This window comes from Thalassolituus sp. LLYu03 (genome assembly GCF_050507655.1).
GTDB lineage: Bacteria > Pseudomonadota > Gammaproteobacteria > Pseudomonadales > Oceanobacteraceae > Venatoribacter.
In genome coordinates this window covers 2755209-2779059 of sequence record NZ_CP191496.1, presented here as the reverse complement: position 1 = coordinate 2779059, position 23851 = coordinate 2755209, and the positions used below count along the sequence as shown (strand labels likewise).

Here is a 23851-nt window from a genome sequence, read left to right as displayed (position 1 = left end):
CTGACCGGATTGGGTATGACAGCGTCTGAGCATTCACAGTGGCAGTTCTGGGTAGACCGTGGCGGTACCTTTACCGACATCGTGGCGCTGACTCCGGACGGACAACTGCTGACGTCCAAATTGTTGTCGGAAAACCCGGCGCATTATGCCGACGCCGCCGTAGAAGGTATCCGCCGTCTGCAGGCGCAGTACGCGCATCTGCCGCCGGCCATCGGTCAGGTGAAAATGGGCACCACAGTGGCCACCAACGCGCTGCTGGAACGCAAAGGTGCACGCACTCTGCTGTGCATCAGCAAAGGGCTGCGCGACCAGCTGCAGATTGGTTATCAGACCCGCCCCGATATTTTTGCCCTGCACATCGACAAACCCGCGCCTTTGTACGAACGCGTGTACGAAGTGCCGGAGCGCATTCTGGCCGACGGCACCGTCGATTATCCGCTGGATGAAGAAGCCGTGGTCGTCCAGCTGCTCGAAGCGCGTTCGCTGGGCTATGACGTCATCGCCGTGGTGCTGATGCACGCCTATAAATACCCGCAGCATGAACAGCGCATCGGTGAACTGGCCGCGCAGCTGGGTTTTAAACAGATTTCGTTAAGTCACAAAATCAGCCCGTTAATTAAACTGGTACCGCGCGGCGACACCACAGTGGCGGACGCCTATTTATCACCGGTATTACGCCATTATGTCGATCAGGTGGCGGGTGCTTTGCCACCCACCGATCTGCAATTTATGCAGTCCAATGGCGGGCTGAGTGCGGCGGCGGATTTTCAGGGAAAAGACGCCATTCTGTCGGGTCCGGCCGGTGGTGTGGTGGGCATGGTGCAGACCGCGCGCGCCGATGGTTTTCACAACATTATCGGTTTTGATATGGGCGGCACCTCCACCGACGTCAGCCATTGTTCGGCGGACAACGGCGGTGAACTGGAGCGGGAAACCCTGACCGAAGTGTGCGGTGTCAAACTGCGCGTGCCCATGATGAATATTCACACGGTGGCCGCTGGCGGCGGCTCAGTGGTGCATTTTTCCGATGGCCGTTTTCAGGTCGGACCGCATTCAGCCGGTGCGTTTCCGGGGCCGGCCTGTTACCGCAACGGCGGCCCGCTGACCATTACCGACTGCAATATCCTGCTGGGGCGGATTCAGCCGCAGTTTTTTCCGGCGGTGTTTGGTCCGCAGCAGAATCAGCAACCCGATCTGGCGCTGGTGCGCGAAAAATTCACGACACTTGCCGACGACGTCGAACAGGCCTGTGGTGTGCGTTACAGCGCCGAACAGATTGCCGAGGGCTTTCTGGCGGTGGCGGTCGACAACATGGCCGCCGCGGTGAAAAAAATATCGGTGCAGCGCGGTTACGACATCCGTCATTACGTGCTGAATGCATTTGGCGGGGCTGGCGGTCAGCACGCCTGCGCGGTGGCGACGGCGCTGAACATGCGCCAGGTGTATCTGCATCCGTTCGCCGGAGTGTTATCGGCCTTTGGTATCGGCCTCGCACAACAACGGTCGCTGGTTGAAGACGCTGTTGAAGCGGAATTAAACGACGCCGCTGTCTGCCTTGCTGAAGACGCGTTTGCCCGACTTTTACAGGGTCAGACTGTGACGCAGGAAAAGGCTTTTGTTCTTAAACGCGCGTATGTGCGTTACGACGGCAGCGATACGCAGCTGCTGGTGAATTTCACCACGCTTGCCGATATGCAGGCACAATTTGAACAGCAGCATCAGCAATTGTTCGGCTTTATCCGAACCGGTAAAAAACTGCGTCTCGATGCCGTACAGCTTGAGTGTGTCGCTGGTGGTCAGCCGGTGCCACCATTACCCACGGCGTCACATTCTTCGCCGTCTAAGCAGAGCGTGGACATGGTGTTCGACGGCGTTCATCAGCGCGTCAGCGTTTTTGAGCGCACGGCGCTGGCGCTTGGTTTTAAGGCCATGGGCCCCTTGTTGCTGACCGATGCCAACAGCACCATAGTGGTTGAGCCGGGCTGGCAGCTTGAAGTGCTGAGCAGTGGCGCTTTGCTGCTCACCGATGGACGCGACGACCGTGCGGCGGCCACGGCGCATGAAACGGAAATGTCGACGGAAACAGCAACGGAAAAAACACCCGTCACCCTCGAGATTTTCAACAATCTGTTTATGTCGGTCGCCGAGCAAATGGGCTATGTGCTGGAGAAAACCGCCAGCAGCGTGAACATTAAAGAGCGCCTCGATTTCTCCTGCGCCTTGTTCGACCGTCAGGGCGAGCTGGTGGCCAATGCGCCGCATATTCCGGTGCATTTAGGCTCGATGAGCGAAAGCATTAAAGTGGTCATGCGTGATCACACCGACATGCGTAACGGCGACGCATTTGTGCTCAATACCCCCTACAACGGCGGCACCCATTTACCCGATGTTACTGTGGTGAAACCGGTATTTATTTCGGGCAATACACAGGCGGATTTTTACGTCGCTGCCCGCGGTCATCATGCGGATATCGGTGGCATTACGCCCGGTTCGATGCCGGCGGCCAGCCGCCATATCGAAGAAGAGGGTGTGCTGCTCGATAATTTACTGCTGATGCGTGCGGGCGTGGTTCAGGAAGACGATATCCGTCGGGTGCTGGCATCAGCCCGTTATCCGGCGCGTAATCCAGACCAGAATATCGCCGATTTAATGGCGCAGCTCGCGGCCTGCGAAAAAGGGGCACTGGAACTGAAGCGTCTGTGCCAGACCTACGGTGTCAGTACCGTGCATGCCTTTATGCAGCATGTTATGGATAACGCCGACCAGACCCTGCGCGCGGCGCTGCGTCATTTACCGTCCGGCCAGTGTCAGGCGGTGATGGACGATGGCACCCGGTTTCAGGTGCAGGTGACGGTGAATACCGGCGACGACGCGCAGACTCTGCCCACCGCCATCGTCGATTTTACCGGTACCGGATTTTTGTCCGGTTCGTCTGGCCAGCCAGCTAAACCTGGCCAGCACCCGGGTAATTTTAATGCCCCGACGTCGGTGGTGATGGCCGCCGTGCTGTATTGTTTCCGCGCGCTGGTGGCCAAGCCCATGCCGTTGAATGCGGGGTTCTTCCGCGCGCTCAATATCATAGTGCCGCAAGAAAGTATTATTGCACCGCAATATCCGGCGGCAGTGGTGTCGGGTAACGTCGAGACGGCCCAGTATCTGGTGGACGTGCTGATGAATGCCATGGGCTTAATGGCCGCTTGTCAGGGCACCAATAATAATTTCACCTTCGGTGACGAAACCCACCAGTATTACGAAACCCTGTGCGGTGGTATCGGCGCCAGTGCGCAGGGCGCAGGGGCCAGTGCGGTGCATGCGCACATGACCAATTCACGCCTCACGGACCCGGAAATTCTCGAACAGCGTTTCCCTGTGGTGCTCGACCATTTTCATATCCGGCCTTTGTCCGGTGGTGCCGGTCAGCATCCGGGCGGTAACGGTGTGGAGCGGCATATCCGGTTTCTGAAACCCATGCGCGCCAACATCATCAGTGGCCACCGTCAGGTGCCGGTCGCCGGGCTGCACGGTGGAGGTGACGGAAAAGTGGGTGTGAATTTTGTGCTGCGCCATCAGGGGCGTTTTCAACGACTCGGAGGCTGTGCCGACGTCACCATGGAAGCCGGCGATGTGTTCTGCATTCACACCCCGGGCGGCGGTGGTTACGGCTCTGTTTGAGGGCCGGTTGCTGAATAGAAAAGGCCGCATGTGCGGCTTTTTCTGTTTTTAACGACCTTAATGGCATCCCATGGCCATTCCGGCCTGTATCTGCCGTCGCACGGTCTATGCTTTACGGCAAAGCTCAGCAGGCAGATATCATGAAAAACAATCAACCAGTGACGCAGAACGAGGTCCGCCTGAAGGACGGCTGCAAACTGATTTCGTCGACCGACCTGAAAGGCGTGATCCGCCACTGTAATCAGGCCTTTATCGACATCAGCGGCTTTACCCGCGACGAACTGATCGGCAAAGCCCACAACATCATCCGCCATCCGGATATGCCACCCGCCGCCTTCGAGAATATGTGGAAGCATCTGAAGGCTGGCCGGCCGTGGATGGGGCTGGTGAAAAACCGCTGCAAAAACGGCGACTTCTATTGGGTCAGCGCCTACGTAACCCCCCTGATCGAAGGGGGTCAGGTGATCGGCTATGAATCGGTGCGCGTTGCCCCATCGCGTGCCGACATCGCCCGCGCCGAGGCGCTGTATAAGCGTATTAACGCCGGCAACTTACGGCCGTCGCTGAAGGATGTGCTGCCGGCGTCGGCGCTGATTCTGGGTGGCTCCATTGTCGCCTCGGCGGCGCTGGAGTTTATCGGCGACCAGACCCTGCTGGCCTGGTGTGTGCTGCTGGCCGGTGCCTGTCTGCACGGATTCCGCTCCTACCGGATGGAAAAACAGCTGCCTCAGCACCTGATGGGGCTGATGGACAAAGCCTTCTCCGATGCGCTCGCCGCCCGTGCGTTTACCGACGACGATGTGCTGTTGGGTAAAGTGAAAGTGGCGATCATGAGTCAGCAGCGCCATCTGGATACCGTACTCACCCGCCTTGAAGATTCCGCCGAAAACGTGAATGAACGGGCCCGTCACGGTCTGCAGCAGGTGGAAGACACCTGCACCAACCTGCAGGTGCAGCAGGACGAAACCGCACAGGCGGCGACGGCGGTGCAGGAAATGTCGTCGACCATCAACGAAGTCTCCGGCCGGGTACAGAACACCGCCCATCAGGCCGACGAAGCCCGCTCACAGGCCGAGTCCGGCCGTCAGGTGGTGCTGAAAACCCGCGAATCCATTGAACACCTGAAGCAGACGGTGGATGCCATCCGTCAGGCCGTCACCGATCTGGCGGGCCAGACCCAGTCGATCGCCAACTCCGCGCAGGTGATTGAGCAGATTGCCGAGCAGACCAACCTGCTGGCGCTCAACGCCGCCATCGAAGCGGCGCGGGCCGGCGAGCAGGGCCGGGGTTTTGCCGTGGTGGCCGATGAAGTCCGTAATCTGGCGATGCGCACCCGTGAATCGACCACAGAAATTCACGCGGTCGTGGGTGGGCTGATCAACCGCACCAACGAATCGGTGGCGGTTGCCGAACGGGGTTCGGCCGCCGCCGATCTGGGGCTTGAGCGTATGCGTGACGCCGAACAGACCTTGTCGGGCATTGCCGATTCGGTGGGGCAGATTGCCGAAATGTCGATTCACATGGCGGCGTCGGTGGAGCAGCAGGCCCATGTGGCGGCGGAAATCAGCGAGCAGCTGGCGCGCATCAACGAGCTGTCACGGCAGAGCATGGCGTCCGGCGGTGGTTCGGCCGAGGCGGTGCGTGAAATCCGTCAGATCGCTCAGGACCTGCACGATCTGGTGGTGCAGTTCCACTGAACGGCATTTCCCAGTGCTGGGGTAGGCTTTGAGCTTGTGATAGAATCGCGCCAACGTTAACCCCGTCTTAGAGAGATGATCTATGGATATCATGCAGGTCCTCAAAGAGCAGATCGAAACCAACCCGATCCTGCTGTACATGAAAGGCTCTCCTAACCAGCCAATGTGCGGTTTCTCAGCCCGTACGGTACAGGCGGTTATGGAATGCGGTCAGAAATTTGCCTACGTTGACGTGCTGTCCAACCCGGACGTGCGCGCCAACCTGCCGGTATACGCCAACTGGCCAACCTTCCCACAGCTGTGGGTCAACGGTGAACTGGTCGGCGGTTGCGACATCGTGACCGAGATGCACGCCAAGGGTGAGCTGAAGTCTCTGCTCGAAGGCGCAGCACCACAGGCCTGATTCAGGCGCTGTAACAAAAAACCAGCCACCGGCTGGTTTTTTTATGCCTGTTTTTTGCGCTGCTTCATGGGTTATTACGGGCCAGAGAGGTATTATCCGGCCCCATAGTAATAACAACAGAGCCCGCAACGAACGGGCTGCAACGGAGGCACAGTCTTAATGGCGTTCAACAGCGAGTCCGGTACGTCCGGAAGTTCGTGGCTGGAGACCCTCGACCAGCGGGCGATTGCCGCGTCGGTTGCCCTGAAGGGCCGCCGTCCGGATGCACCGGTGAACGGGCTCGAACGCAGCGCTCTGCTGGCACAGGCTGCGCACGACCACCGCGTTGTGTGGCTGAACGCGCCGGCCGGGTACGGCAAGACCATTCTGATGAGCGACTACGCCCGCACCGCCGAGCGCGAGGGGAAACCCGTGATCTGGCTGACCCTCGACAACCGCGATGCGCCGGCGGATGCCTTCCTGCGCCATTTCCTTGAAGCCTCCGAACTGCAGCTGCCGGGCGTGGCCACCGACGCGCTGGCGCACTGGCACGAAACCCGCCGCCGCGGTCAGGTCGATACCGAACAGGTGCTGTTGTTATGGCTGCAGGAACTGGCCACCTTCGAGCGGCCCCTGCTGTTGTGCTTCGACGATGTTCACGTCCTCTACAGCAGCGACAGTTTTCAGGTGCTGAACCTGATGATCGAGCAGGTGCAGGCCGATGTGACCATCATCCTCGCGTCGCGCTTTATTCCCGTCAGTCTTGGCCGTCTGCAACTGAATCCGTCGCTGTGCTGGCTGCGCAGCGGTGAGCTGGCGTTCACCGACGACGACGTACAGCGCCTGCTGCAGCAACACGAGGTTGAAGCTGCACCGCGATTGGTCCCCGGGCTAATGCAGCGGCTGCAGGGCTGGCCTGCGGGGCTGGCCATCTGGCTGCTGTGCTACCGCGCCGCCGGCCGGCCGCTGGAACCGGCGCCGGCACTTGGCCAGCAGGAAATGAACGACTATCTGCTGGGGGAAACCCTGCACCGTCTCGATGTGCCACTGCAGACGTTCATCCGTCAGGCGGCGGTGCTGGGCACCTTCAGTGAAGCCTTGCTCGCGTCGGTCACCGGCGATGCCGGTTATCACGAGCCGCTGCAGCGCGCGCTGCGTCTGAATCTGTTTATTGATGCGCTGCCGCATCACCCGGGCTGGTTCCGCGTGCATCCGGTGATGGCCGGTTTGCTGGCGTCTGATATTCCCGTGCACGAGCGGCAGGCGCTGCACCGGCGCGCGTTTGACTGGCTGAGTGTGCATCAGGAGCCGGTGGCGGCCCTGTACCATGCCCGCTGTGCCGGTCTTGGCCGCGAAATTCTGGGCTGGGTCGAGCAGGAGGCAGAAACCATTCTCGCCGACCTCGACATCGCCGGCCTGCTCGACTGGTTCGGTCAGCTCGACAGCGAGCTGCTGCACCAATCGCCGCGGCTGATGGCCATTGCCTCCTGGGCCTGGCTGCTGACCCATCAGCGCGACAAAGCCGAAGGCATGATTCAGCGTTTGCTGGCGCGACGCGTGTTGCCGGATTACGAAGAAGCGGCGCTGCTGGGTTATCTCGACCGCGCCCGTGGGCAGCTGACCGCGGCGCAGGAACATTGCCGCCGGGCGCTGGAGCAGCTGCCGCAGGAACGCTTCACCCTGCGCATTCTGATGAGCTCGACGCTGGCCCATCTGTGTCTGGCGGCGCAGGACCCGGACGGCGCGCGCATCTGGAACCGGCTGGCGCAGGATCTGGCGCGCCAGTTCCGCGCACCGGCCATGGAAGCACTGGCGCTGTTCGATTACGCCCGCATTGAATTTAACCGGGGGCATCTGGGGCACTGCAGCGTGCTCACCGATCACGGATTGGCCTTGCTCGCCGACGGCGCCCGTCAGGCCGAGCGTCTGCCGCGTGGACGCCTGTTGCTGTACCGGGCGGTGATGCTGTGGCTGCGTGAAGGTTACACCGACACGCTGGAAGAACTGCTGCAGCAGGGCATTGCCGCAGCGGCCAGCGTGCACGATGTGTGCGTCTGTTACGGCTATGCAGTGGCCGCCATCGGACAGGTGGAACAGGGCAATTTCAGCCGGGCGCTGGAAAACGTCGGTCTGGCCGAACGCCTGATGCAGCGCTGGCAGGTCGACCCCGACAGCTATCAGTGGCTGGCGCTGGTGAAGGCCAATATCTGGATTTCTCAGGGCAAGGTGGCGCGCGCGCAAAGCACCCTCGACCGTCTGCTCGGCGGACGTCCGTATCAGCAGCTGCCGCGTCCCGAACTCTTTCCTATGCTGCCGGGTTTCACTGCGCTGACGCAGGCGCGCCTCTATCTTGCCTCGGGCAGGGCCAGCGACAGTCTGCAGGTGGCCGACAGTGCGCTGCGTCAGGCACCGGGCACGCTGGCGACGCTGTTGCTGCAGCTGGCCCGGGCGGCGGCGCAGCGCATGCTGTCAGCCGGCAGCGATACCCAGGCGGCCGCTCACCTGTTGCACCTGCTGCGGCGTGAAGGGGTGGGTAATCACTTACTGAGCTGGATTCCGGCCTTTCAGGTGCCGGGTGACGAACTGCCGGCCGAGGTGGCGGACGCTGCTGTGAATCTGAGCGAACGGGAGCTGGAAGTGCTGCGCAAAATTGCTCAGGGGCATTCCAATCAGGAAATCGCGGACCAGCTGTTTATTTCACTGCACACCGTGAAAACCCACGCGCGCAAAATCAACGTCAAACTGGCGGCCCGCAGCCGTACTCAGGCCATCCGCCGCGCGCAGGAACTGAACCTGCTCTGAGCGGCGGCTCATACTCTGTCACTTATGACTTTTGTTTCGATTCTGTCCGAATTGCTGGCGAAATGGTCAGTTGTCGTCTAATTCTGAAACGGGGACGAAAACGGAAGTGACAGACTTATGGGATATATAGCCGTCGTACTGGGACGTGGAGAGGACCGCCAGCTGGAGTCACTGCTCGGAGAAAAATGTCAGCTGGCATTCGCCGATACCATCTCGGCCGCGGCCGAACTGTCGGGCACGCAGGAGGCCAAGCTGGTGATGATCGATGCGGTGGCCACCGGTGGCGATCAGGCCATTGACGCCTGCCGCGCACTGAAAGAAGGCTCCGACGTTCCTGTGGTGCTGCTGGCCGATGAAGATTCGCTGCAGATGAAAATGCAGGCCTACGACGCCGGCTGCGACGACTACCTGACCCGCGACGATATGATCGAGCTTAAGGCCCGTATCGACCGCGTGCTGTTCAACAAAATCGCCAACGACCAGCTGCGCATGCAGCTCAAACAGGCCAACGAAATGGCCTTCATCGCCATGTCCGATACGTCGGATCTGGGCGTCAATATTCAGTTTCTGCTCGACGTAAACCGCTGCGACAACCTGGATGAACTGGGCATGCGCCTGTTTCAGTCGATCCGTTCCTATGGCTTGAACTGCAGTCTGCAGATGCGCAGCCGTTACGGCACCAAAAACATGGAAGCCAACGGCATGGCCAAGGAAATGGAATCCGCCATGCTCGAAGCCTGTTCCGAACAGGGGCGTTACGTCGATTTCGGCCGTCGTTCCATCATGAATTACGAGCGGGTGTCCCTGCTGGTAAAGAACATGCCGGTGGACGACCCAAAGAAGTACGGTGCCATCAAAGACAACGTGTTTTCGCTGTTGCAGGGCTGTGACGCCCGCATCGTTGCCCTCGACAACCTTAAGTCACTGGAGCTGGAGAGCGTGCTGGTAAAGCGCCTCAGTGGCCATCTCAGTTCGGTGATGGCCACGGTCGACCACAGTTATCAGGACGTGATGCGCTCCATCGCCGATGTGGTTGAGAACATGGCCGATGGTGTGGAAAGCAGTCTGCAGTTTCTGGGCATGGACGAACGTCAGGAGTCGGCCATGCAGAAGATCATGGAAACCGGCATTCTGGAGACCAACCGCATTTTCAACGATGGTATGCGGCTGGATAAAGGTCTGAAAGAGTTTCTGCGTAAGCTCGATGAGGTCTTTGCCAGCGGTCATGCCGATCCGCAACAGATCCGTATGCTGCTCGACAGCATGCCCGGCGACTGACACCTCAGCCGCCGGCTGTTTTATCTGGCGGTGAACAGGATCTTACTCGCCGCTCTCTTCCGCCGTCAGGCAAGTGCCTTCTGCCAGTTCCACTTCCCATGGTGGGTTCGGGCGGATGCTGTCGATCACGAAATCCACAAAACTGCGTACTTTCGCCGACAGGTGGCGGTTGCTCGGATACAGGGCGTGAATCGGGCTGGCTTCGAACGGCCAGTCGCACAGCACAGGCACCAGATTACCGGAGCGGATGGCCGGTGCGGCGATCAGCAGCGGCAGCGGGCCGATACCAGCGCCGGACAGTGCCAGCGCGTACAGACTGGCGAAATCATTCACCTGCAGACGCGGTTTCACCTGCAGGTTCACATCCTGATCCTGCGGGCCATGCATGTGCCACTGGGTCCAGTTGGTACCGGTAATCAGGCGGTGTTCACCCAGTTGTTCCGGATGAGACGGCGTACCGAAACGGTCGATGTAGTCCGGGCTGGCGCAGAGGATGCCGCGCACATCGCCCAGATAACGGCCGATCAGGGATGAATCTTCCAGCTGGCCGATGCGGAACGCCACGTCGATGCCTTCCTGCACCAGATCCAGACGCTGGTCGGACAGAATCAGATCCACCACCACTTGCGGGTGCTGGTCCATGTATTCCGCTACTAAACCAGACAACACGGTCGAACCGAACAGCACAGGTGCGGTGATGCGCAGGGTGCCGGTCGGAGTGCTCTGCATCTGGGTGACGGCGATGTTCGCCTCTTCAATTTCACTCAGGATGCGCGCGCAGTGGCTGTAATAGGCGTTACCCGTATCGGTCAGGCGCAGGCTGCGGGTGGTGCGCTGAATCAGACGCACGCCGAGGCGCTCTTCCAGTTGGGTGATTTTGCGGCTGACCGTGGATTTCGGCAGGCCCAGGTTTTTGGCAGCACCGGTGAAACTACCGGCTTCTACCACGTGAACGAAAATGGCCATTTCGTTCAGATCGAATTCTTCGCGTTTACCAATCAGCATAAAAACATACTCCAGCGGTTCACCGGCAATATGGGGTCAGAAAGAACAATTTAAAGGGTTGTATGGAACAATGATAGAAAAATTTTCACCATTGTCCATTCCATGGTTGTTTTCCGCAGGAAAATCAGGGGATTAGCCCGGATCGGCCGCGGGGGTCAGATAACCCCCTCAGGCGCGGAAAACGCAGGCCACCGGCAAACATGCCGGTGGCTGTAAGGCCTGACGTTATGGGGTCTGCGGTTGTGAGGGCCGCGGCTTCTGGATCTGAAACGACGGGGCTGTGGCTAAGCGCTCAGCGTCCGCTGTGTCCCCAAACCTGCAGGCAACTCAGTAACGCGCCTTGATACCGAAGTTCGGAATGATCGGCAGGTCGGTAACATCCTCGCGCCCGCTGTAATCGGCGCCTGTGTACTCGTAGCCGATGACGTTGGCGCGGTTGTACAGGTTGAGCACTTCCGCATACAGGGTCAGATCCCAGCCGCCTTTGGTTTTCACTTCGCGGTCCAGACGCACGTCCAAGCGGTGATAGGCCGGCAGGCGCTGAGAGTTCACGCCACCGTAAACCGGGTTAAACAGATCCGGTTCGTCGGCATCGGGTGTGGCACCGGTGAGCGGCGTAATCAGCTGGCCGCTCTGATAGCGCCATTTGATGCCCAGCTCCAGCCCTTCGCTCAGACGGTAATTACCCACGGTATTGATGATCACCGGCTGGTCGTAGTTGTAGCTGAAGTCTTCGTCGGTGGTGTTGTTGGTGCGGAAGGTGCGCGCATAGGCCACCGACATCCAGCCATACCAGCGGTCGGACAGATTTTTGTTGATGAAGAATTCGGCGCCAAACGCGCGGCCGTCGGCGTCGTTGGTGTAGCGCGGCAGGGCGTTGTATTCCTCGTCGGTCAGGGTCGGGTAGTAACCGTCCTGACTGGCGCGCGCAACGATGATGTTGTTGAGCTCTTTGTAGTACACCTCCACTTTCCACAGCAGATCCGGATTCACCTGATGCTCAAGCCCGAGCTCGTAATGAGTGGCGGTCGGCTGCTTCAGATCCGGGTTACCGAACGGCACCACGTACTGACCGAAGTTGTCGGGCAGAATATGGTGCTCGCCGTAGGCCTGGGTGAACCACCAGTTGTCAGTGAACTGCCAGCGGCTTTGCAGGCGGGGCTCGGTGAACTGTTCTTCGGTGTAATCGTCGGTCGACAGCGCCAGTCCGGGCGTCAGCGTCCAGTTCGGTGTCACCGACCAGCTGTCCTGAATATGGGCGTCGTACTGGTAAATAACCGGTTTGCCTGACCCTTCCACGGTTTCGGTGCCGTCGACAATGCGGCAGTCGGGTTCAAATTCGTCGCACGGTGGCGCGGTCAGTACACCACCGTAACTGATGTGGCTTTCGGTGATTTCGGCGCCAAAGCCCAGTTCATGGCTGATGCCCAGAGGCAGGGCAAACTGGCTGCGCAGATTGTAGTCGTCGACTTTCACTTTAATGCTGTTGTCGGAACCGACGTTAAAGCCCAGTTTCTGTTCCAGATGCGACAGACCAATTTTGTGGCTTAACCCGTTATCGTAGAGTTTTTCCCACACCAGTCCCTGGCTGTTAAAAAAGGCTTCGAAATTAATATCACCGCTCAGGCCCGGGTCCTGCAGTACTTCGTCGGCGTCGTCCGAGAATTTCAGGCCGGCTTTATCGCGTGAACCGATCACCTGAAAATACACCCGGTCGGTGTCGTTCAGGCGCACTTCGTATTTGCCCTGATAATCGTAATATTCCGGCAGTGTGGTGAATTTGAAGTCTTCGTCATCAAGAAAATTCTCGACGTAAAACTGAAATAAACTCTGGCGCGCTGCAATATAAAAACTCTGGTTTTCATTCACCGGCTGTTCGTAAAAAACACCGGCTTTCAGAAAGCTGGCATCGATCACCAGCTGGCTGCGGTCGTAATACGGTGAGCGCGACGTGGCCTCGATCACAGCGCCGGTGGCGTTGTTGTACTGCGGTCCCCAGGCGGCGGTTTCGAGGCGGAAATCCTCGATCACGTTGTCACTTAAAATACTGCTGTTGTCGGTGTGAAAAATGTAGCCGACCGGGACAAAGTCGATCAGATATTCGTTGTCATCCGGTGACGAGCCCCGCACCGCCGGCTCCGACTGGCGGCCACTGCTGAAGGTTACCCCCGGCAGGGTGGCGACGGCGCCGAGGGGGTCGTTGCCACTGCCCGGCACTTTCAGCAGCTTCTGCACCGAAATATCAGTTAAGGGTTCTTCCTGCCCGCTGATGGCCACGGTATCCAGCTCAATGGCGTCGTCAGCACGGCTGCTGGTGGCCGTCAGTGCGGTGAGCACTGTCAGGGTCGTCAGGGTCAGGGCACAGACAGGCGTGGCGCGGCGCATAGGATTCATCCTTAAATTTGGGCCAGAGGGGCGGTACGTTTTCTGAGCAGCGGTTAACGGTGACGCTATTGTGCCGCGCTATTCTGAATGGAAGATGAATAGTCCGGATACTGGTAGCGGATTTCAGCCGAATAGTAGGCACCGGATGCGTCGGTAATATTGGTCAGTCCGCGATAGACCAGCAACCGGCGGGTATTTTTGTCGTATTCCAGTTCAATGTCATCCAGCAACCAGGTAAGCCAGGGGGAAGCCAGCGACATCGCCAGTGTCAGGCGGTCGGCGGATTCTGATTTTTTCTGCACTTCGAAGGCAATAAAATCCTGACGGGCAACCGAGGCAAATTCGAAGGTGAGGCTTCTGCCCAACAGCAGACGCGGCCACTGACTGCGCACCAGTTCATCGAAGCCGGCATCGGCCACTGCCAGCTCCGGCAGGCGGCGGAAGCGTTTAACGGATTCTGCAGAACCGCCTTCGGCGAAGGCCATGGTCAGCTCTCCGTCGCGGACGGTCAGTTGTTCGCGATAACCGCGGCGGTCATCTTCCAGCGTGAAATCCGGGAGCAGCGGAGAGTCGCGGTAATCGTTGATTTTACGCGCGATCAGCGTGCCGTCCGGTGCACGGTATTCCACATGGCGGGTCAGTGGCCGGCTGGTGTTGTTCATGCCGTCGGCGCTGTGTGGATCAGCACCTGCCAGTGTCAGCTGGTGAAATTCGCGGTACAGCAGTTCACCGCCGTCGAGACGCCGCGCCTCGCCAACATAACTCAGCGTGCTGGCGGCGGGTGGCTCAACGTTCTCCTCTGCATGCCAGTCACTGCCCGCTGCCGTGTTACTGACGACGGCCAGCACCAGTATTTGGGCCAGTATTCGGGCCAGTAATGGTATCGGTAATCGCATCCGTATTCGGTTATCGGGTGCGAACAGCAGTGCTTTCATCGGATCCTTCATCTGAACCTCGGTAACCAGCCATCAGCGCCAGAGCCAGCGCCCAGTAAAGGGCAATCAGCAGCAGCGTCGTGGGCGTAAAAGAAACGGCGCCCATGTGACTGCCGGCCCAATAACTGAACGGTGCGCACAGAGCACCGGCGACAGCGGCCAGCAGGGGTTTGCCAGCGAGCCAGCGCAGGGATAAATACAGGGTGCTGGCAAACGCCAGCCATAACAGCATCAACCACAAGGGCACCAACGGGTCCGCTGTCAGCCAGAACGGCGTGGCCGGCGGAAAATTCAGCCAACCTGTGTTCAGCAACAAGGAATCAAAGCCGGCACCGGCCAATGCAAACAGCAGGGCCTTTACGCGTTGCGCGGCGCTTAACCAGAACGCCTGCACGGCAATAAACGCACCGACCGCTGTCAGTGACAGTGGGCCCGGCTGCACGACGCAGGCGAACCAGCACAACTGAAAGCCTGCGGCATTAAAAAATATCCGTCCGCGCTGGCTGAGCAGAATACGGTGCATGCTGTCTCCCTTTTTCGTGTGCCAGCTCCGTGCTTACAGTGAACCCAGCACAGGCGTGCGGCGGTTACCCGGTTTGGCAAACATCAGCTGCACATCACCGATTACCCGTTCAGCGAACCCGCCTTCGCAATAGGCAAAATAGAAATCCCACAGGCGGATAAAGGTGTCGTCATAACCCAGAGCGCGGATTTCCTGCTGATTCGCCAGAAAGCGCTCACGCCACGCCGCCAGTGTGCGCGCGTAATGTGGTGTGATGTCTTCCATGTGGGTCATTTTCATGTCCGTGGTGTGGGTAAAGGCTTGGGTAATGGCGGTCACGCAGGGAATAAAACTGCCGGGGAAAATATAGCGTTTAATAAAATCGACTTCGTTTTTCGCCTGCTCATAGCGCTGGTCATCAATGGTGATCGCCTGCAGCAGCGCCACGCCATCGTCTTTCAGCAGACGGCTGATGGTGGCGGTGTAGGTTGGCAGATACTGATGGCCGACGGCTTCGATCATCTCGATGGAGACCAGTTTGTCGAAGCGGCCTTCCAGCGCACGGTAATCTTTTTTCAGCAGCGTAATGCGGTTGCTTAATCCCTCTTCGGCAATGCGGCGCTCGGCCCATTCGTATTGCTGTTCCGAAATGGTGGTGGTGGTGACACTGCAGCCGTAATGTTTGGCTGCGTGAATGGCCATGCTGCCCCAGCCGGTGCCGATTTCGACAAGATGGTCAGTGGGTTTAAGATCCAGCTTGCGGCAGATCCGGTCGAGTTTATACACAGAGGCTTCTTCCAGCGTGGCGGAATCGCTCGGGAAAACAGCACTCGAATACATCATGGTCGGGTCGAGGAATTGCGCGAACATGTCATTACCCAAATCGTAATGGGCGGCGATATTGCGCTGCGAACCTTTTTCCGTGTTGCGGTTCAGCCAGTGAAATCCCTTCAGGATTAATTGCCCCAGATTGGCCAACCCGCCGTCGATCTGATCGACCACGTCTTTGTTGCGCGACAAAATGCGGATCAGCATCGGCAGGTTGTCACACTGCCAGTCGCCGGTCATATAGGATTCGCCGGCGCCCACGCTGCCGTTCAGGGCAATGCTGCGGTAAGCCTCGCTATCGGTAATGGTCAGCGTTGCGCGGAATTCCTGCTCGCGGGCGTTGCCAAAGACCGAGGTCTGGCCATTTTCTTTCACTATGATGCAGCCGGTGTGCAGTTTTTCCAGCGTACTGAACAGGGCCGTGCGGCAGACACGGTCGAGCCAGTGCAGAGAAGGCGAAGTGGTCGACAGGGCTTTCATTGCGCGTGCTCCTTGCCCGCAGGGGCATTATTGACGAGTGATTGACTGGCGTTATCAAAATGGACGGAATTCTGTTCGGGCATGCTGCGCAGCGCGCCCGGATGGTCGTAAAACGGGCTGCGTTTCAGCCAGAGCTTAAGGGCGTTCCAGTAAATACCCCAGAACACTTTCAGCGTCATAAAGGGATATTGTTTCAGTACCGAGCCCATCGCCGCCGCCGAAAAGGCATGGCGTTCGAGACGCAGGGTGGCGTCCATATCGCGCTGGCCGGTGACGTCGTTAAACGTATCCATATGAATCAGTAATTCATCGGCGGGTGCCTGCATGACCCAGCGATAGGTCATGTCCAGCGGATTGAACGGCGACACATGGAAGCGTTTGGCAAACTGATATTCAAAGCGTTGCGCATCACCCTTGCCGATCACGCGCTGGGGCTGAATGCCCGGATGTTCCGCGCCGCTGACAGAGAAGGTTTCGGCAGCAGGCATCGCCAGTGGGTAATGAAAACGTTCATCCCATGGCGTGTTGGTAATGTCCGCCAGAATACCGGCCAGACTGCCATCAGCACGGTAGCCGTAATAAAAACTCACCGGGTTAATTAAATAACCGAAATAACGCAGGTTGGTGAGCATGGAAATTCGCACAACGTCTTCATTAAGGTCCGTTTTAAAGGCACTGACCAGACGGGCTTTTAGGTCAGCAGGTGAATCATCCTGCGCCGGTTCCGGGCGAAAATAATCACGGCCTGTAAAGCGTGCCAGTGCAAAGCCTTTGCGGCCGATGCGCCACAGCGGATGCTGCTGCATCAGTGCCGGCGCTTCATCCAGATCAAGCAGCACCATAAACACCGGGTATTTCAGGGCGTTATTTACCGCGGTGTAGCGGCGGTGCCGTACCCACCCGAGATAAAGGGCGCTGCGGGTGGCGGTATTCACAGTGACACTCCGAGTGCGGCACATACCCGTAAGGCACTGACCACACCATCTTCGTGGAAACCATTGAACCAATAGGCGCCACAGAAGTGGCTGCGGTTGTGGCCGCTGATTTCTGCATGCCGTTTTTGCGCTCGCATGCCGTCTAAGGTGAATACCGGATGGTGATAGGTGAAACGGCGGATGATTTTGCTGTCGTCGATATCACGGGTTTTGTTCAGGGTGACGCAGAAATCCTCCGGGCAATCATGGAAATTCTGCAGACGGTTCATGTAGTAGGTAACGGCCACGGTATCCTGTGCCTGCGGGCCTATGTGGTAATTCCACGCCGCCCAGGCTTTTTTATGCGCGGGCAGAATGCTGCGGTCGGTATGCAGCACCACGTCGTTGGCCTGATACGGAATGGCCGACAAAATGCTGGTTTCATCCGCGGTGGGCTCGGCCAGCATGGCCAGCGCCTGATCGCTGTGACAGGCAAAAATCACCTGATCGAAGTCATCGGCACCGCGGGAGGAATACAGGGTAACGCCATGCGACTGGCGTTCCACGCGCTCTACGGCGGTGGATAAATACACCTGTTGCGGATCAAGGTCCTGCAACATGCGCCCGACATAAGAGCGTGAACCATTGCTGATCACGCGCCATTGCGGGCGTTCATCGACACTCAGCATGCCGTGGTTATTGAAAAAACGCAGAAAGAAAAACAGCGGAAAATCCATCATCATGGCTTCGCTGGCCGACCAGATCGCCGCGCCCATGGGCACAATATAAAAGCGGCGGAAATAATCGCCGTACCCTTTGCGGCCCAGATACTGGCCAAGGGTTTCATCTTCGCTGACCAGACCATCGGCCAGCGCCTGCCGGGTTTCTTTGTTGAAGCGCAGAATATCGCGGATCATGCCCCAGAATTTCGGATTCAGCAGATTACGGCGCTGGGCAAACAGGGTATCCAGTGTGTGGCCGTTGTATTCCAGTCCGGTGCGTTCGCATTTCACGCTGAAGCTCATATCGGAATCTTCGGCGGCGACGCCCAGCTTCTGCATCAGGCGAATAAAATTCGGATAGGTCCAGTCATTGAATACGATAAAGCCGGTATTCACCGGATAGCTGCGGCCAGCGACTTCCACATCCGTGGTCTGGGTATGGCCGCCGATATAATCACCGCTTTCGTACAGGTGCACGTCGTAGCGTTCGCGCAGCAGCCAGGCACACGTCAGACCGGAAATCCCTGAGCCTATGACGGCAATTTTGCTTTTCTTATCCGGGGTCATGACCGTGAATCTCCATAGTGGTTGGTCGAGGTTACTGATGCCGAAGCGTGGGCTGATGCAGGAGAGGCTGGTACTGACGCAGAGGGTACCGATGCACGCTTGCTGGTGGCGTGACGGATGCCCGACGGTTCAGCGTTTGCATCGCCCGGCCGTGCCATGGCGCGGACAATACGGAAGCGCAGAACATCGGGCAGCCAGCCGATGAATCTCAGCAGGCGGGTAAAACGTTTGGGGAAATGAATGTCGCTTTCGCCTTTATTCAGACCGCGCACGATGGCGGTCGCGGCCTGAGCGGCGCTGATGCGTGCCGGCATCGGAAAGTCGTTTTTATCGGTCAGCGGCGTCTGGACAAATCCGGGAGAAATCACGCTGACCTGAATGCCTTCGGCCCATAAATCCGCGCGCAGACTTTGCAGAAAATGCGTGCTCGCCGCCTTGCTGGCGCCGTAGGCTTCGGCGCGCGGCATGGCCAGCGCGGTCACACTGCTGCTGACGCCGGCGATGCGCGGGCGTGCGCTTTTGCGCAATAAGGGCAGGGCGGCTTCGACGCTGTAAACCAGCCCCATAAAATTGGTGCGCATCACGCGCTCAATCAGGGCGCTGTCGAAATGACCGACGTCCACATATTCGCAGGTGCCGGCGTTGGCAATCAGGCAGTCGAGATGATCAAACCGGCTGCTGATGATGGCCGCGGCGGTTTTCAGGCTGTCGGGCTGGGTCACGTCGGCGACCAGTGCCGTAACATTGCTGAAGCGTGCCGCCATTGCGCACAGGGATTCTGCATTGCGGGCAGAAATAAAAACGTGCGCGCATTCTTTCTGCAGCAGCGGCACCAGCGCTTCACCAATGCCGGTGGAGGCGCCGGTGAGCCACACCACCTGATTTTTCAAAGACGTTTTCATACCAGAGGCTTTCATACCAGGCGCTCCTTCAGTTTACGGATGCCCCAGCCCATGAGCGGAATATGCTCATACAGCATGCTTCCTGCATCGAAGAAATCCTGATGGCGCACAATGCGGCCGTTGCTCCAGTGCAACTCGGAACAGCCGTCCACTTTGATCGGCTTGCCGCCGGCCAGACGCGGATGACGGAAGGTCATGGTCCAGCGTTCCATGCTGCTGTTGGCGCTGTCGTAATGCTGGGTAAAACTGAAATCAATACTGTCGACGTTGGCGTACATTTCGCTGAAATAACGGTGCAGCGCTTTAATGCCTTCGATGCGGTGCAGCGGGTCGGTAAAAACGATGTCGCGGTCGTAAATGCCGGCCAGAAAGTCTTCACTCAGCGTGTCGCGGTTCAGGGCCAGATAAAAACGGCGGAATTCCTGTGAACGGGATGTCATGAGCGTTCCTCCCTGTTACGGGCGCCACGTCCTTCGGCCAGCACATGCGCCGGTACCGGGTTTAATTCGCGGACGATGCCGACCCAGCTCATCATTTTTAAAATCAGGTAGGTAATGTCGATTTCCCACCAGTAGAAACCCTGACGTGCCGACACCGCCCAGCGGTGATGATTGTTATGCCAGCCTTCACCTAAGGTCAGCAGCGCCAGAAAAGCGTTGTTGCGGCTGTGGTCGTCGGTGTTAAAGCGCTTTTTACCCCAGATATGGCCCAGGGAATTAATGGTGACTGTGCTGTGAAACAGCGCCACGGTGGAGACAAAAAAGCCCCAGATCACCAGCTGCACGCCTGAGGTGGCCAGTTCGGGATGAGTGAGTGCCAGTATTTCTCCGCCGATAAACAGCAGCACCATCAACAGCACAGGGCCGAAGGCGTCGTAGCGGTCGAGCCAGCGCAATTCCGGAAACTTCGCAAAATCGTTAATGCGGTGTAACTGGGTGCGGAAGGACGCGTCGCAGGTAAACCAGCCCACATGGCTCCACCAGAACCCGCGCTGAACCGGAGAGTGCAAATCGTCTGCGCTGTCTGAATGCTGGTGGTGCGCTCTGTGATGCGCGGCCCACCACAGCGGCCCACGTTGTGCGGCCATATTGCCGAGCAGGGCAAAGCAGAACTGCCAGAAGCGGTTGGTCTTGTACGAGCGATGGGAAAAATAACGGTGATAAAAGGCGGTAATGGCAAATAAACGCAGCCAGTAAAGTGCCAGACACACCACAATGGCGGTGGTGCTGGTTTCAATCACCAGCGCCAGCAGCGCAATGATGTGCATCAGAATAAAAGGAATCACACGCACCCAGTTAAAGCGGGTGCTGCTCATGTCGTCGTCGGCACCGGCGGTTGAATCGAACCAGCGCACGATATTGCGCCAGAATCCCTGCGTGGCGGTGGTCATCAGGCATCTCCTTCCGTCAGTGTCTGGGCCTGGGATAATTTAAAGGCTTCAAGGGCGCGGGCGCGGCCGTACTGGTGGTTCACCACAGGTAATGGGTAGCGGCAACGGGCGCGTTGCAGATTGTCCGGCGCGTGGCGGTCTTTTGGTGCCAGTACCGCAAGCTCGGGTACCATCTGCGCAATAAATTCAGCGCTGGCATCGAATTTTTCCGACTGGCTTGTCGGATTAAAAATCCGGAAATACGGTGCGCCATCGGCACCGGTGGAGGCGCTCCATTGCCAGCCGCCGTTGTTGGAGGCCAGATCGGCATCAACCAGCCAGTGGTTGAAAAAGGCTTCGCCTTTACGCCAGTCGATCAATAAATGTTTGGTTAAAAACATGGCGGTAATCATGCGCAGACGGTTGTGCATCCAGCCCTGCTGCACCAGCTGACGCATGGCGGCATCAACAATCGGATAGCCGGTACGGCCTTCGCACCAGGCCAGAAAATCGTCTTCGTCGTGGCGCCATGGCACGGCTTCGGTTTCCGGTTTAAAGGCCTTGTGTTTGCACAGATCGGGAAAGGCCACCAGTAAATGGCGGTAAAATTCGCGCCAGATCAGCTCACTGATCCAGCAATCGATGCCGGGGAAACCGCCGGCGAGAAAGCCTTTGTTTTCCTGTTGTGCGGCGTGCAGGCACTGACGCTGGGATAAAATACCGAGCGACAATTCAAACGACAGCCGGCTGGTGCCTTCGCGCAGCGGATGGTCACGGTCGTCTTTGTAATCCAGCGCCCGTTCGCTGATAAAACACTCGAGTTTGTCGTGGGCATCGGCTTCTGCCACGCTCCACAGCGGGTCATCTTCCTGCTCGGGCAGCGGTCCCTGTTTCAGCATCTGCGATTGCACGCGGGCCAGTGTTTCCAGCGTTCTGGCGTCGGCGGCGTTGCGTTTGGCCGGCGCTGGCAGTGGTGGTTGCATGACCACATTGGCCTGCTGCAGCCAGGCTTTTTTGAACGGCGTAAACACGCGGAATGGTCCGCCCTGTTGGGTGACCACAGACCCGGGTGGCAGCAGGCACTGATCGTGGAATTTATTCACTTCGATCTGGTTTTCCCGGCACCAGCGGGCAAACTCGATGTCGCGGTGACGCTCGTTCACTTCGTATTCGATATTAAAATTCACGCGGCTGATGTTCATCTGCACGCAGGCGCGCTGCAGGCTTAAATTGCACTCGGCAAAGGTCGGTGCATTGACAATCAGCAGCGGAATATTCAGCGCTTTCAGCTCATCGGCCAGCGCGTACATCCGGTTTTTAATCAGCTGAATTTTGCGAGGGCCAAGGCCATGGCGGCGCCATTGCTTTTCACTGACAAACACCACACCGAGTACATCGTCTTTACGTTGCGCGGCATGCCACAGCGCGGGGTTATCGTGCACGCGTAAATCGGTCCGGAACCACACCAGGGTTGTCATGATTTATCTCCCACAGCGCCCGCCGCACAGGTGATGAACTGACGGACCTGAGGCGCCAGACGGTCGGGCATCTGCAGCGTGTCGCTGTGCTCAGGTAACGAAAATGGCAGGTGGCCGGACACCATCAGCGGGCGGTCGCTGGTGTGAATAAACGTCTGCCAGTCGTGGCTGTCGGCCAATGGCGATACGTGCAGCCAGATGTGCGACACGTCGAGGGTGTGACTGACGCGCTGCACATCGGCCGGGGTCAGTTGCGGGCCGAAATATTCGACGCGGAATTCCGCCGCACTTAACGCGCAGGCGCAGGCCAGGGTTTCCAGCTCCGCCTGCGGGTGATTGCACACCGACAGCACCGCCGGCCCTTTAATGTGCCGCTGATGCTGCATCATCACCGCCGCCAGTTTACGGCTGACCAGATATTCAAAACTTTTGCTGTGCAGCGCGCCGTCTTCGCCGCGCAGTTGCGATAACACAGGGTGCAGGCAGTAGTCGTAATACACCGCCAGCGGATAGGTGGCGAAGCCGGTGTTCAGGCACTCTTCAACCAGCTGGGCATTCAGGCTCTGCGCCGCCAGCAGCAGCTGTTCACGCAGTGCCTGCCATTCCTGATTCAGATCCAGCGATTGCGGCGTGGTCTGGCCTTCTTTGGTTAACAGCCGTACCTGACGGATCGGATAGCCCTGATCCAGCCAGTACAGAATGTGTTTCACCTCGGCGATGTGGGCGTCGGTGTAAAAGCGGTGGCCCTTCTCGGTGCGCTCCGGACGTATGATGCCGTAGCGCCGTTCCCACGCTCTGAGCGTCACCGGGTTTACGCCGGTGATGCGGGCAAATTCGCGGATCGGGTAGGTGCCCCGGTCGTCGAGTCGGTTCACAGCGCGTTCCTCAGCCCCAGTTCATACGGATGCGGATTCAGGTACACCTGCGCACGCGCATAGGCACTGGCGTCTTCGTGATGATTCAGGTGATGGCGCAGCAAGGTCAGCGGCACGATTAACGGCACGATGCCGGTGCGGTACTGCTCAATCAGATGGCTCAGTTCGGCTTTATCGCCGGCATTCAGCAGATGTTTTAAATAGCCCTGCAGGTGCATCAGCGTATTGGTGTGGGTTTTACGGCTGGCGGGTTTGCTCAGCGCCGTCATCAGCTGGGTGAAGTAATCCTGCGCCAGCGTCTGCAGGTTACCCTCGCGCAGGTTCGCCAGAATGCGGCCCATGCTCTTGTAGTGCACCAGACTGTGGGCCATCACCAGATATTTGTAGCGCGAATGGAAGTCGATCAGACCCCGGGCGCTGATGCTGGCGGCGGCAAACTGCTGCCAGTCGTGGTAGGCGAACACGCGGGTCATGAAATTTTCGCGCAGCACGGCGTCGTTCAGACGGCCGGCTTCTTCGACCGGCAGCAGCGGATTGGCCTGCACAAAGGCGTCGGCGTAAATGCCGCGCGCGGACCCTTCCGGATGGCCGTTGGCCAGATAGCGTTTAACGCCGAACAGACCGCAACTCGGGCTCTTCTGCATGAAGATGTAGCCGCACAGATGGCGCATCTCGTGGGCTTTCTGCTCGCCATAGGCACGCAGGGCATCGGTCACGTCGACCGAGGCATCGACTGTGCCCACGGCGCGCACGGCGTCGTCGTTCAGGCTGCCGACCAGACGGATCGGCTCGCGCGGGGTGCTCATGCCGGTGCCCACTTCCGGGCATACGGATTCAAAGGCGAAGTACTGGCTCAGGGTGTCGGTGCAGAAACGCGAGCGTTTGTGCGAGCCGTTAAAACGCACCGGGTCGCCCATCAGGCAGGCGCTGATACCGACCGGAATACGTCCGTTGACCAGACGTGCTGAAAGCGGCGATTGGAAAGAAAGTGACTGAGCCATTTGTATAACCTTTGCACCAGATGTTGTACAAGATTATTTAAGCGGCTCAGACTTCTA

General features: G+C 58.6%; 18 protein-coding genes. 5 read left to right on the top strand and 13 right to left on the bottom strand.

Annotated features, from left to right (window positions below):
• The first annotated feature begins 15 nt into the window (after positions 1-15).
• The 5 genes from ACQUQU_RS12580 (at position 16) to ACQUQU_RS12560 (ending at position 9831) form a co-directional block, all read left to right on the top strand.
• The gene (locus ACQUQU_RS12580) at positions 16-3672 is read left to right on the top strand and encodes a hydantoinase B/oxoprolinase family protein (RefSeq protein WP_430460042.1); all 3657 of its coding nucleotides are present in this window, start codon (positions 16-18) and stop codon (positions 3670-3672) included.
• A gap of 140 nt (positions 3673-3812) precedes the next feature.
• Complete coding sequence (locus tag ACQUQU_RS12575) at positions 3813-5369, top strand: methyl-accepting chemotaxis protein (protein ID WP_430460041.1); 1557 nt, start codon at positions 3813-3815, stop codon at positions 5367-5369.
• An 82-nt stretch (positions 5370-5451) separates the two neighbouring features.
• Positions 5452-5772 (top strand): Grx4 family monothiol glutaredoxin, encoded by a 321-nt coding sequence (gene grxD / locus ACQUQU_RS12570; RefSeq protein ID WP_430460040.1) that lies wholly within the window; start codon positions 5452-5454, stop codon positions 5770-5772.
• A 159-nt stretch (positions 5773-5931) separates the two neighbouring features.
• Complete coding sequence (locus ACQUQU_RS12565; protein ID WP_430460039.1) at positions 5932-8553, top strand: LuxR C-terminal-related transcriptional regulator; 2622 nt, start codon at positions 5932-5934, stop codon at positions 8551-8553.
• A gap of 117 nt (positions 8554-8670) precedes the next feature.
• The gene (locus ACQUQU_RS12560; protein WP_430460038.1) at positions 8671-9831 is read left to right on the top strand and encodes a hypothetical protein; all 1161 of its coding nucleotides are present in this window, start codon (positions 8671-8673) and stop codon (positions 9829-9831) included.
• Between the two features lie 42 nt (positions 9832-9873).
• On the opposite strand, the gene ACQUQU_RS12555 is transcribed toward ACQUQU_RS12560, so the two are convergent.
• The 13 genes from ACQUQU_RS12555 to ACQUQU_RS12495 form a co-directional block, all read right to left on the bottom strand.
• The gene (locus ACQUQU_RS12555; protein WP_430460037.1) at positions 9874-10836 is read right to left on the bottom strand and encodes a LysR family transcriptional regulator; all 963 of its coding nucleotides are present in this window, start codon (positions 10834-10836) and stop codon (positions 9874-9876) included.
• A 327-nt stretch (positions 10837-11163) separates the two neighbouring features.
• Positions 11164-13221 (bottom strand): TonB-dependent receptor plug domain-containing protein, encoded by a 2058-nt coding sequence (locus tag ACQUQU_RS12550; protein ID WP_430460036.1) that lies wholly within the window; start codon positions 13219-13221, stop codon positions 11164-11166.
• 65 nt (positions 13222-13286) lie between these two features.
• The gene (locus ACQUQU_RS12545) at positions 13287-14117 is read right to left on the bottom strand and encodes a hypothetical protein (protein ID WP_430460035.1); all 831 of its coding nucleotides are present in this window, start codon (positions 14115-14117) and stop codon (positions 13287-13289) included.
• A 10-nt stretch (positions 14118-14127) separates the two neighbouring features.
• Positions 14128-14679 carry a DUF2878 domain-containing protein gene (locus ACQUQU_RS12540; RefSeq protein ID WP_430460034.1) on the bottom strand — a complete coding sequence of 184 codons (552 nt, stop codon included), beginning with the start codon at positions 14677-14679 and terminating at the stop codon, positions 14128-14130.
• A gap of 33 nt (positions 14680-14712) precedes the next feature.
• Entirely contained in the window at positions 14713-15966 is a 1254-nt protein-coding gene (locus ACQUQU_RS12535) for a class I SAM-dependent methyltransferase (RefSeq protein WP_430460033.1), read from the bottom strand.
• The gene (locus ACQUQU_RS12530; protein WP_430460032.1) at positions 15963-16901 is read right to left on the bottom strand and encodes a DUF1365 domain-containing protein; all 939 of its coding nucleotides are present in this window, start codon (positions 16899-16901) and stop codon (positions 15963-15965) included. The genes ACQUQU_RS12535 and ACQUQU_RS12530 overlap by 4 nt, the downstream gene beginning before the upstream one ends.
• Positions 16898-18169 (bottom strand): NAD(P)/FAD-dependent oxidoreductase, encoded by a 1272-nt coding sequence (locus ACQUQU_RS12525; RefSeq protein ID WP_430460031.1) that lies wholly within the window; start codon positions 18167-18169, stop codon positions 16898-16900. The genes ACQUQU_RS12530 and ACQUQU_RS12525 overlap by 4 nt, the downstream gene beginning before the upstream one ends.
• The gene (locus tag ACQUQU_RS12520; RefSeq protein ID WP_430460030.1) at positions 18166-19086 is read right to left on the bottom strand and encodes an SDR family NAD(P)-dependent oxidoreductase; all 921 of its coding nucleotides are present in this window, start codon (positions 19084-19086) and stop codon (positions 18166-18168) included. The genes ACQUQU_RS12525 and ACQUQU_RS12520 overlap by 4 nt, the downstream gene beginning before the upstream one ends.
• Positions 19083-19511, bottom strand: a complete 429-nt coding sequence (locus ACQUQU_RS12515; protein ID WP_430460029.1) for a nuclear transport factor 2 family protein — start codon at positions 19509-19511, stop codon at positions 19083-19085. The genes ACQUQU_RS12520 and ACQUQU_RS12515 overlap by 4 nt, the downstream gene beginning before the upstream one ends.
• Complete coding sequence (locus ACQUQU_RS12510) at positions 19508-20461, bottom strand: acyl-CoA desaturase (RefSeq protein ID WP_430460028.1); 954 nt, start codon at positions 20459-20461, stop codon at positions 19508-19510. Before ACQUQU_RS12510 ends, ACQUQU_RS12515 begins: the two co-directional genes overlap by 4 nt.
• Positions 20461-21918 (bottom strand): deoxyribodipyrimidine photo-lyase, encoded by a 1458-nt coding sequence (gene phrB, locus ACQUQU_RS12505; RefSeq protein WP_430460027.1) that lies wholly within the window; start codon positions 21916-21918, stop codon positions 20461-20463. The genes ACQUQU_RS12510 and phrB overlap by 1 nt, the downstream gene beginning before the upstream one ends.
• A complete protein-coding gene (locus tag ACQUQU_RS12500; protein WP_430460026.1) occupies positions 21915-22793 on the bottom strand; it encodes a MerR family transcriptional regulator in 879 nt (292 codons plus the stop codon). The genes phrB and ACQUQU_RS12500 overlap by 4 nt, the downstream gene beginning before the upstream one ends.
• A complete protein-coding gene (locus tag ACQUQU_RS12495) occupies positions 22790-23794 on the bottom strand; it encodes a YbgA family protein (RefSeq protein WP_430460025.1) in 1005 nt (334 codons plus the stop codon). Before ACQUQU_RS12495 ends, ACQUQU_RS12500 begins: the two co-directional genes overlap by 4 nt.
• Between the last annotated feature and the right edge of the window lie 57 nt (positions 23795-23851).

Coding starts and splice junctions, on each gene's coding strand:
- ACQUQU_RS12535 (WP_430460033.1), bottom strand. CDS start 15,966: ATGAAAGCCCTGTCGACCACTTCGCCTTCTCTGCACTGGCTCGACCGT.
- ACQUQU_RS12575 (WP_430460041.1), top strand. CDS start 3,813: ATGAAAAACAATCAACCAGTGACGCAGAACGAGGTCCGCCTGAAGGAC.
- ACQUQU_RS12525 (WP_430460031.1), bottom strand. CDS start 18,169: ATGACCCCGGATAAGAAAAGCAAAATTGCCGTCATAGGCTCAGGGATT.
- ACQUQU_RS12580 (WP_430460042.1), top strand. CDS start 16: ATGACAGCGTCTGAGCATTCACAGTGGCAGTTCTGGGTAGACCGTGGC.
- ACQUQU_RS12540 (WP_430460034.1), bottom strand. CDS start 14,679: ATGCACCGTATTCTGCTCAGCCAGCGCGGACGGATATTTTTTAATGCC.
- ACQUQU_RS12515 (WP_430460029.1), bottom strand. CDS start 19,511: ATGACATCCCGTTCACAGGAATTCCGCCGTTTTTATCTGGCCCTGAAC.
- ACQUQU_RS12495 (WP_430460025.1), bottom strand. CDS start 23,794: ATGGCTCAGTCACTTTCTTTCCAATCGCCGCTTTCAGCACGTCTGGTC.
- grxD (WP_430460040.1), top strand. CDS start 5,452: ATGGATATCATGCAGGTCCTCAAAGAGCAGATCGAAACCAACCCGATC.
- ACQUQU_RS12545 (WP_430460035.1), bottom strand. CDS start 14,117: ATGCGATTACCGATACCATTACTGGCCCGAATACTGGCCCAAATACTG.
- ACQUQU_RS12560 (WP_430460038.1), top strand. CDS start 8,671: ATGGGATATATAGCCGTCGTACTGGGACGTGGAGAGGACCGCCAGCTG.
- ACQUQU_RS12550 (WP_430460036.1), bottom strand. CDS start 13,221: ATGCGCCGCGCCACGCCTGTCTGTGCCCTGACCCTGACGACCCTGACA.
- ACQUQU_RS12565 (WP_430460039.1), top strand. CDS start 5,932: ATGGCGTTCAACAGCGAGTCCGGTACGTCCGGAAGTTCGTGGCTGGAG.
- phrB (WP_430460027.1), bottom strand. CDS start 21,918: ATGACAACCCTGGTGTGGTTCCGGACCGATTTACGCGTGCACGATAAC.
- ACQUQU_RS12520 (WP_430460030.1), bottom strand. CDS start 19,086: ATGAAAGCCTCTGGTATGAAAACGTCTTTGAAAAATCAGGTGGTGTGG.
- ACQUQU_RS12555 (WP_430460037.1), bottom strand. CDS start 10,836: ATGCTGATTGGTAAACGCGAAGAATTCGATCTGAACGAAATGGCCATT.
- ACQUQU_RS12510 (WP_430460028.1), bottom strand. CDS start 20,461: ATGACCACCGCCACGCAGGGATTCTGGCGCAATATCGTGCGCTGGTTC.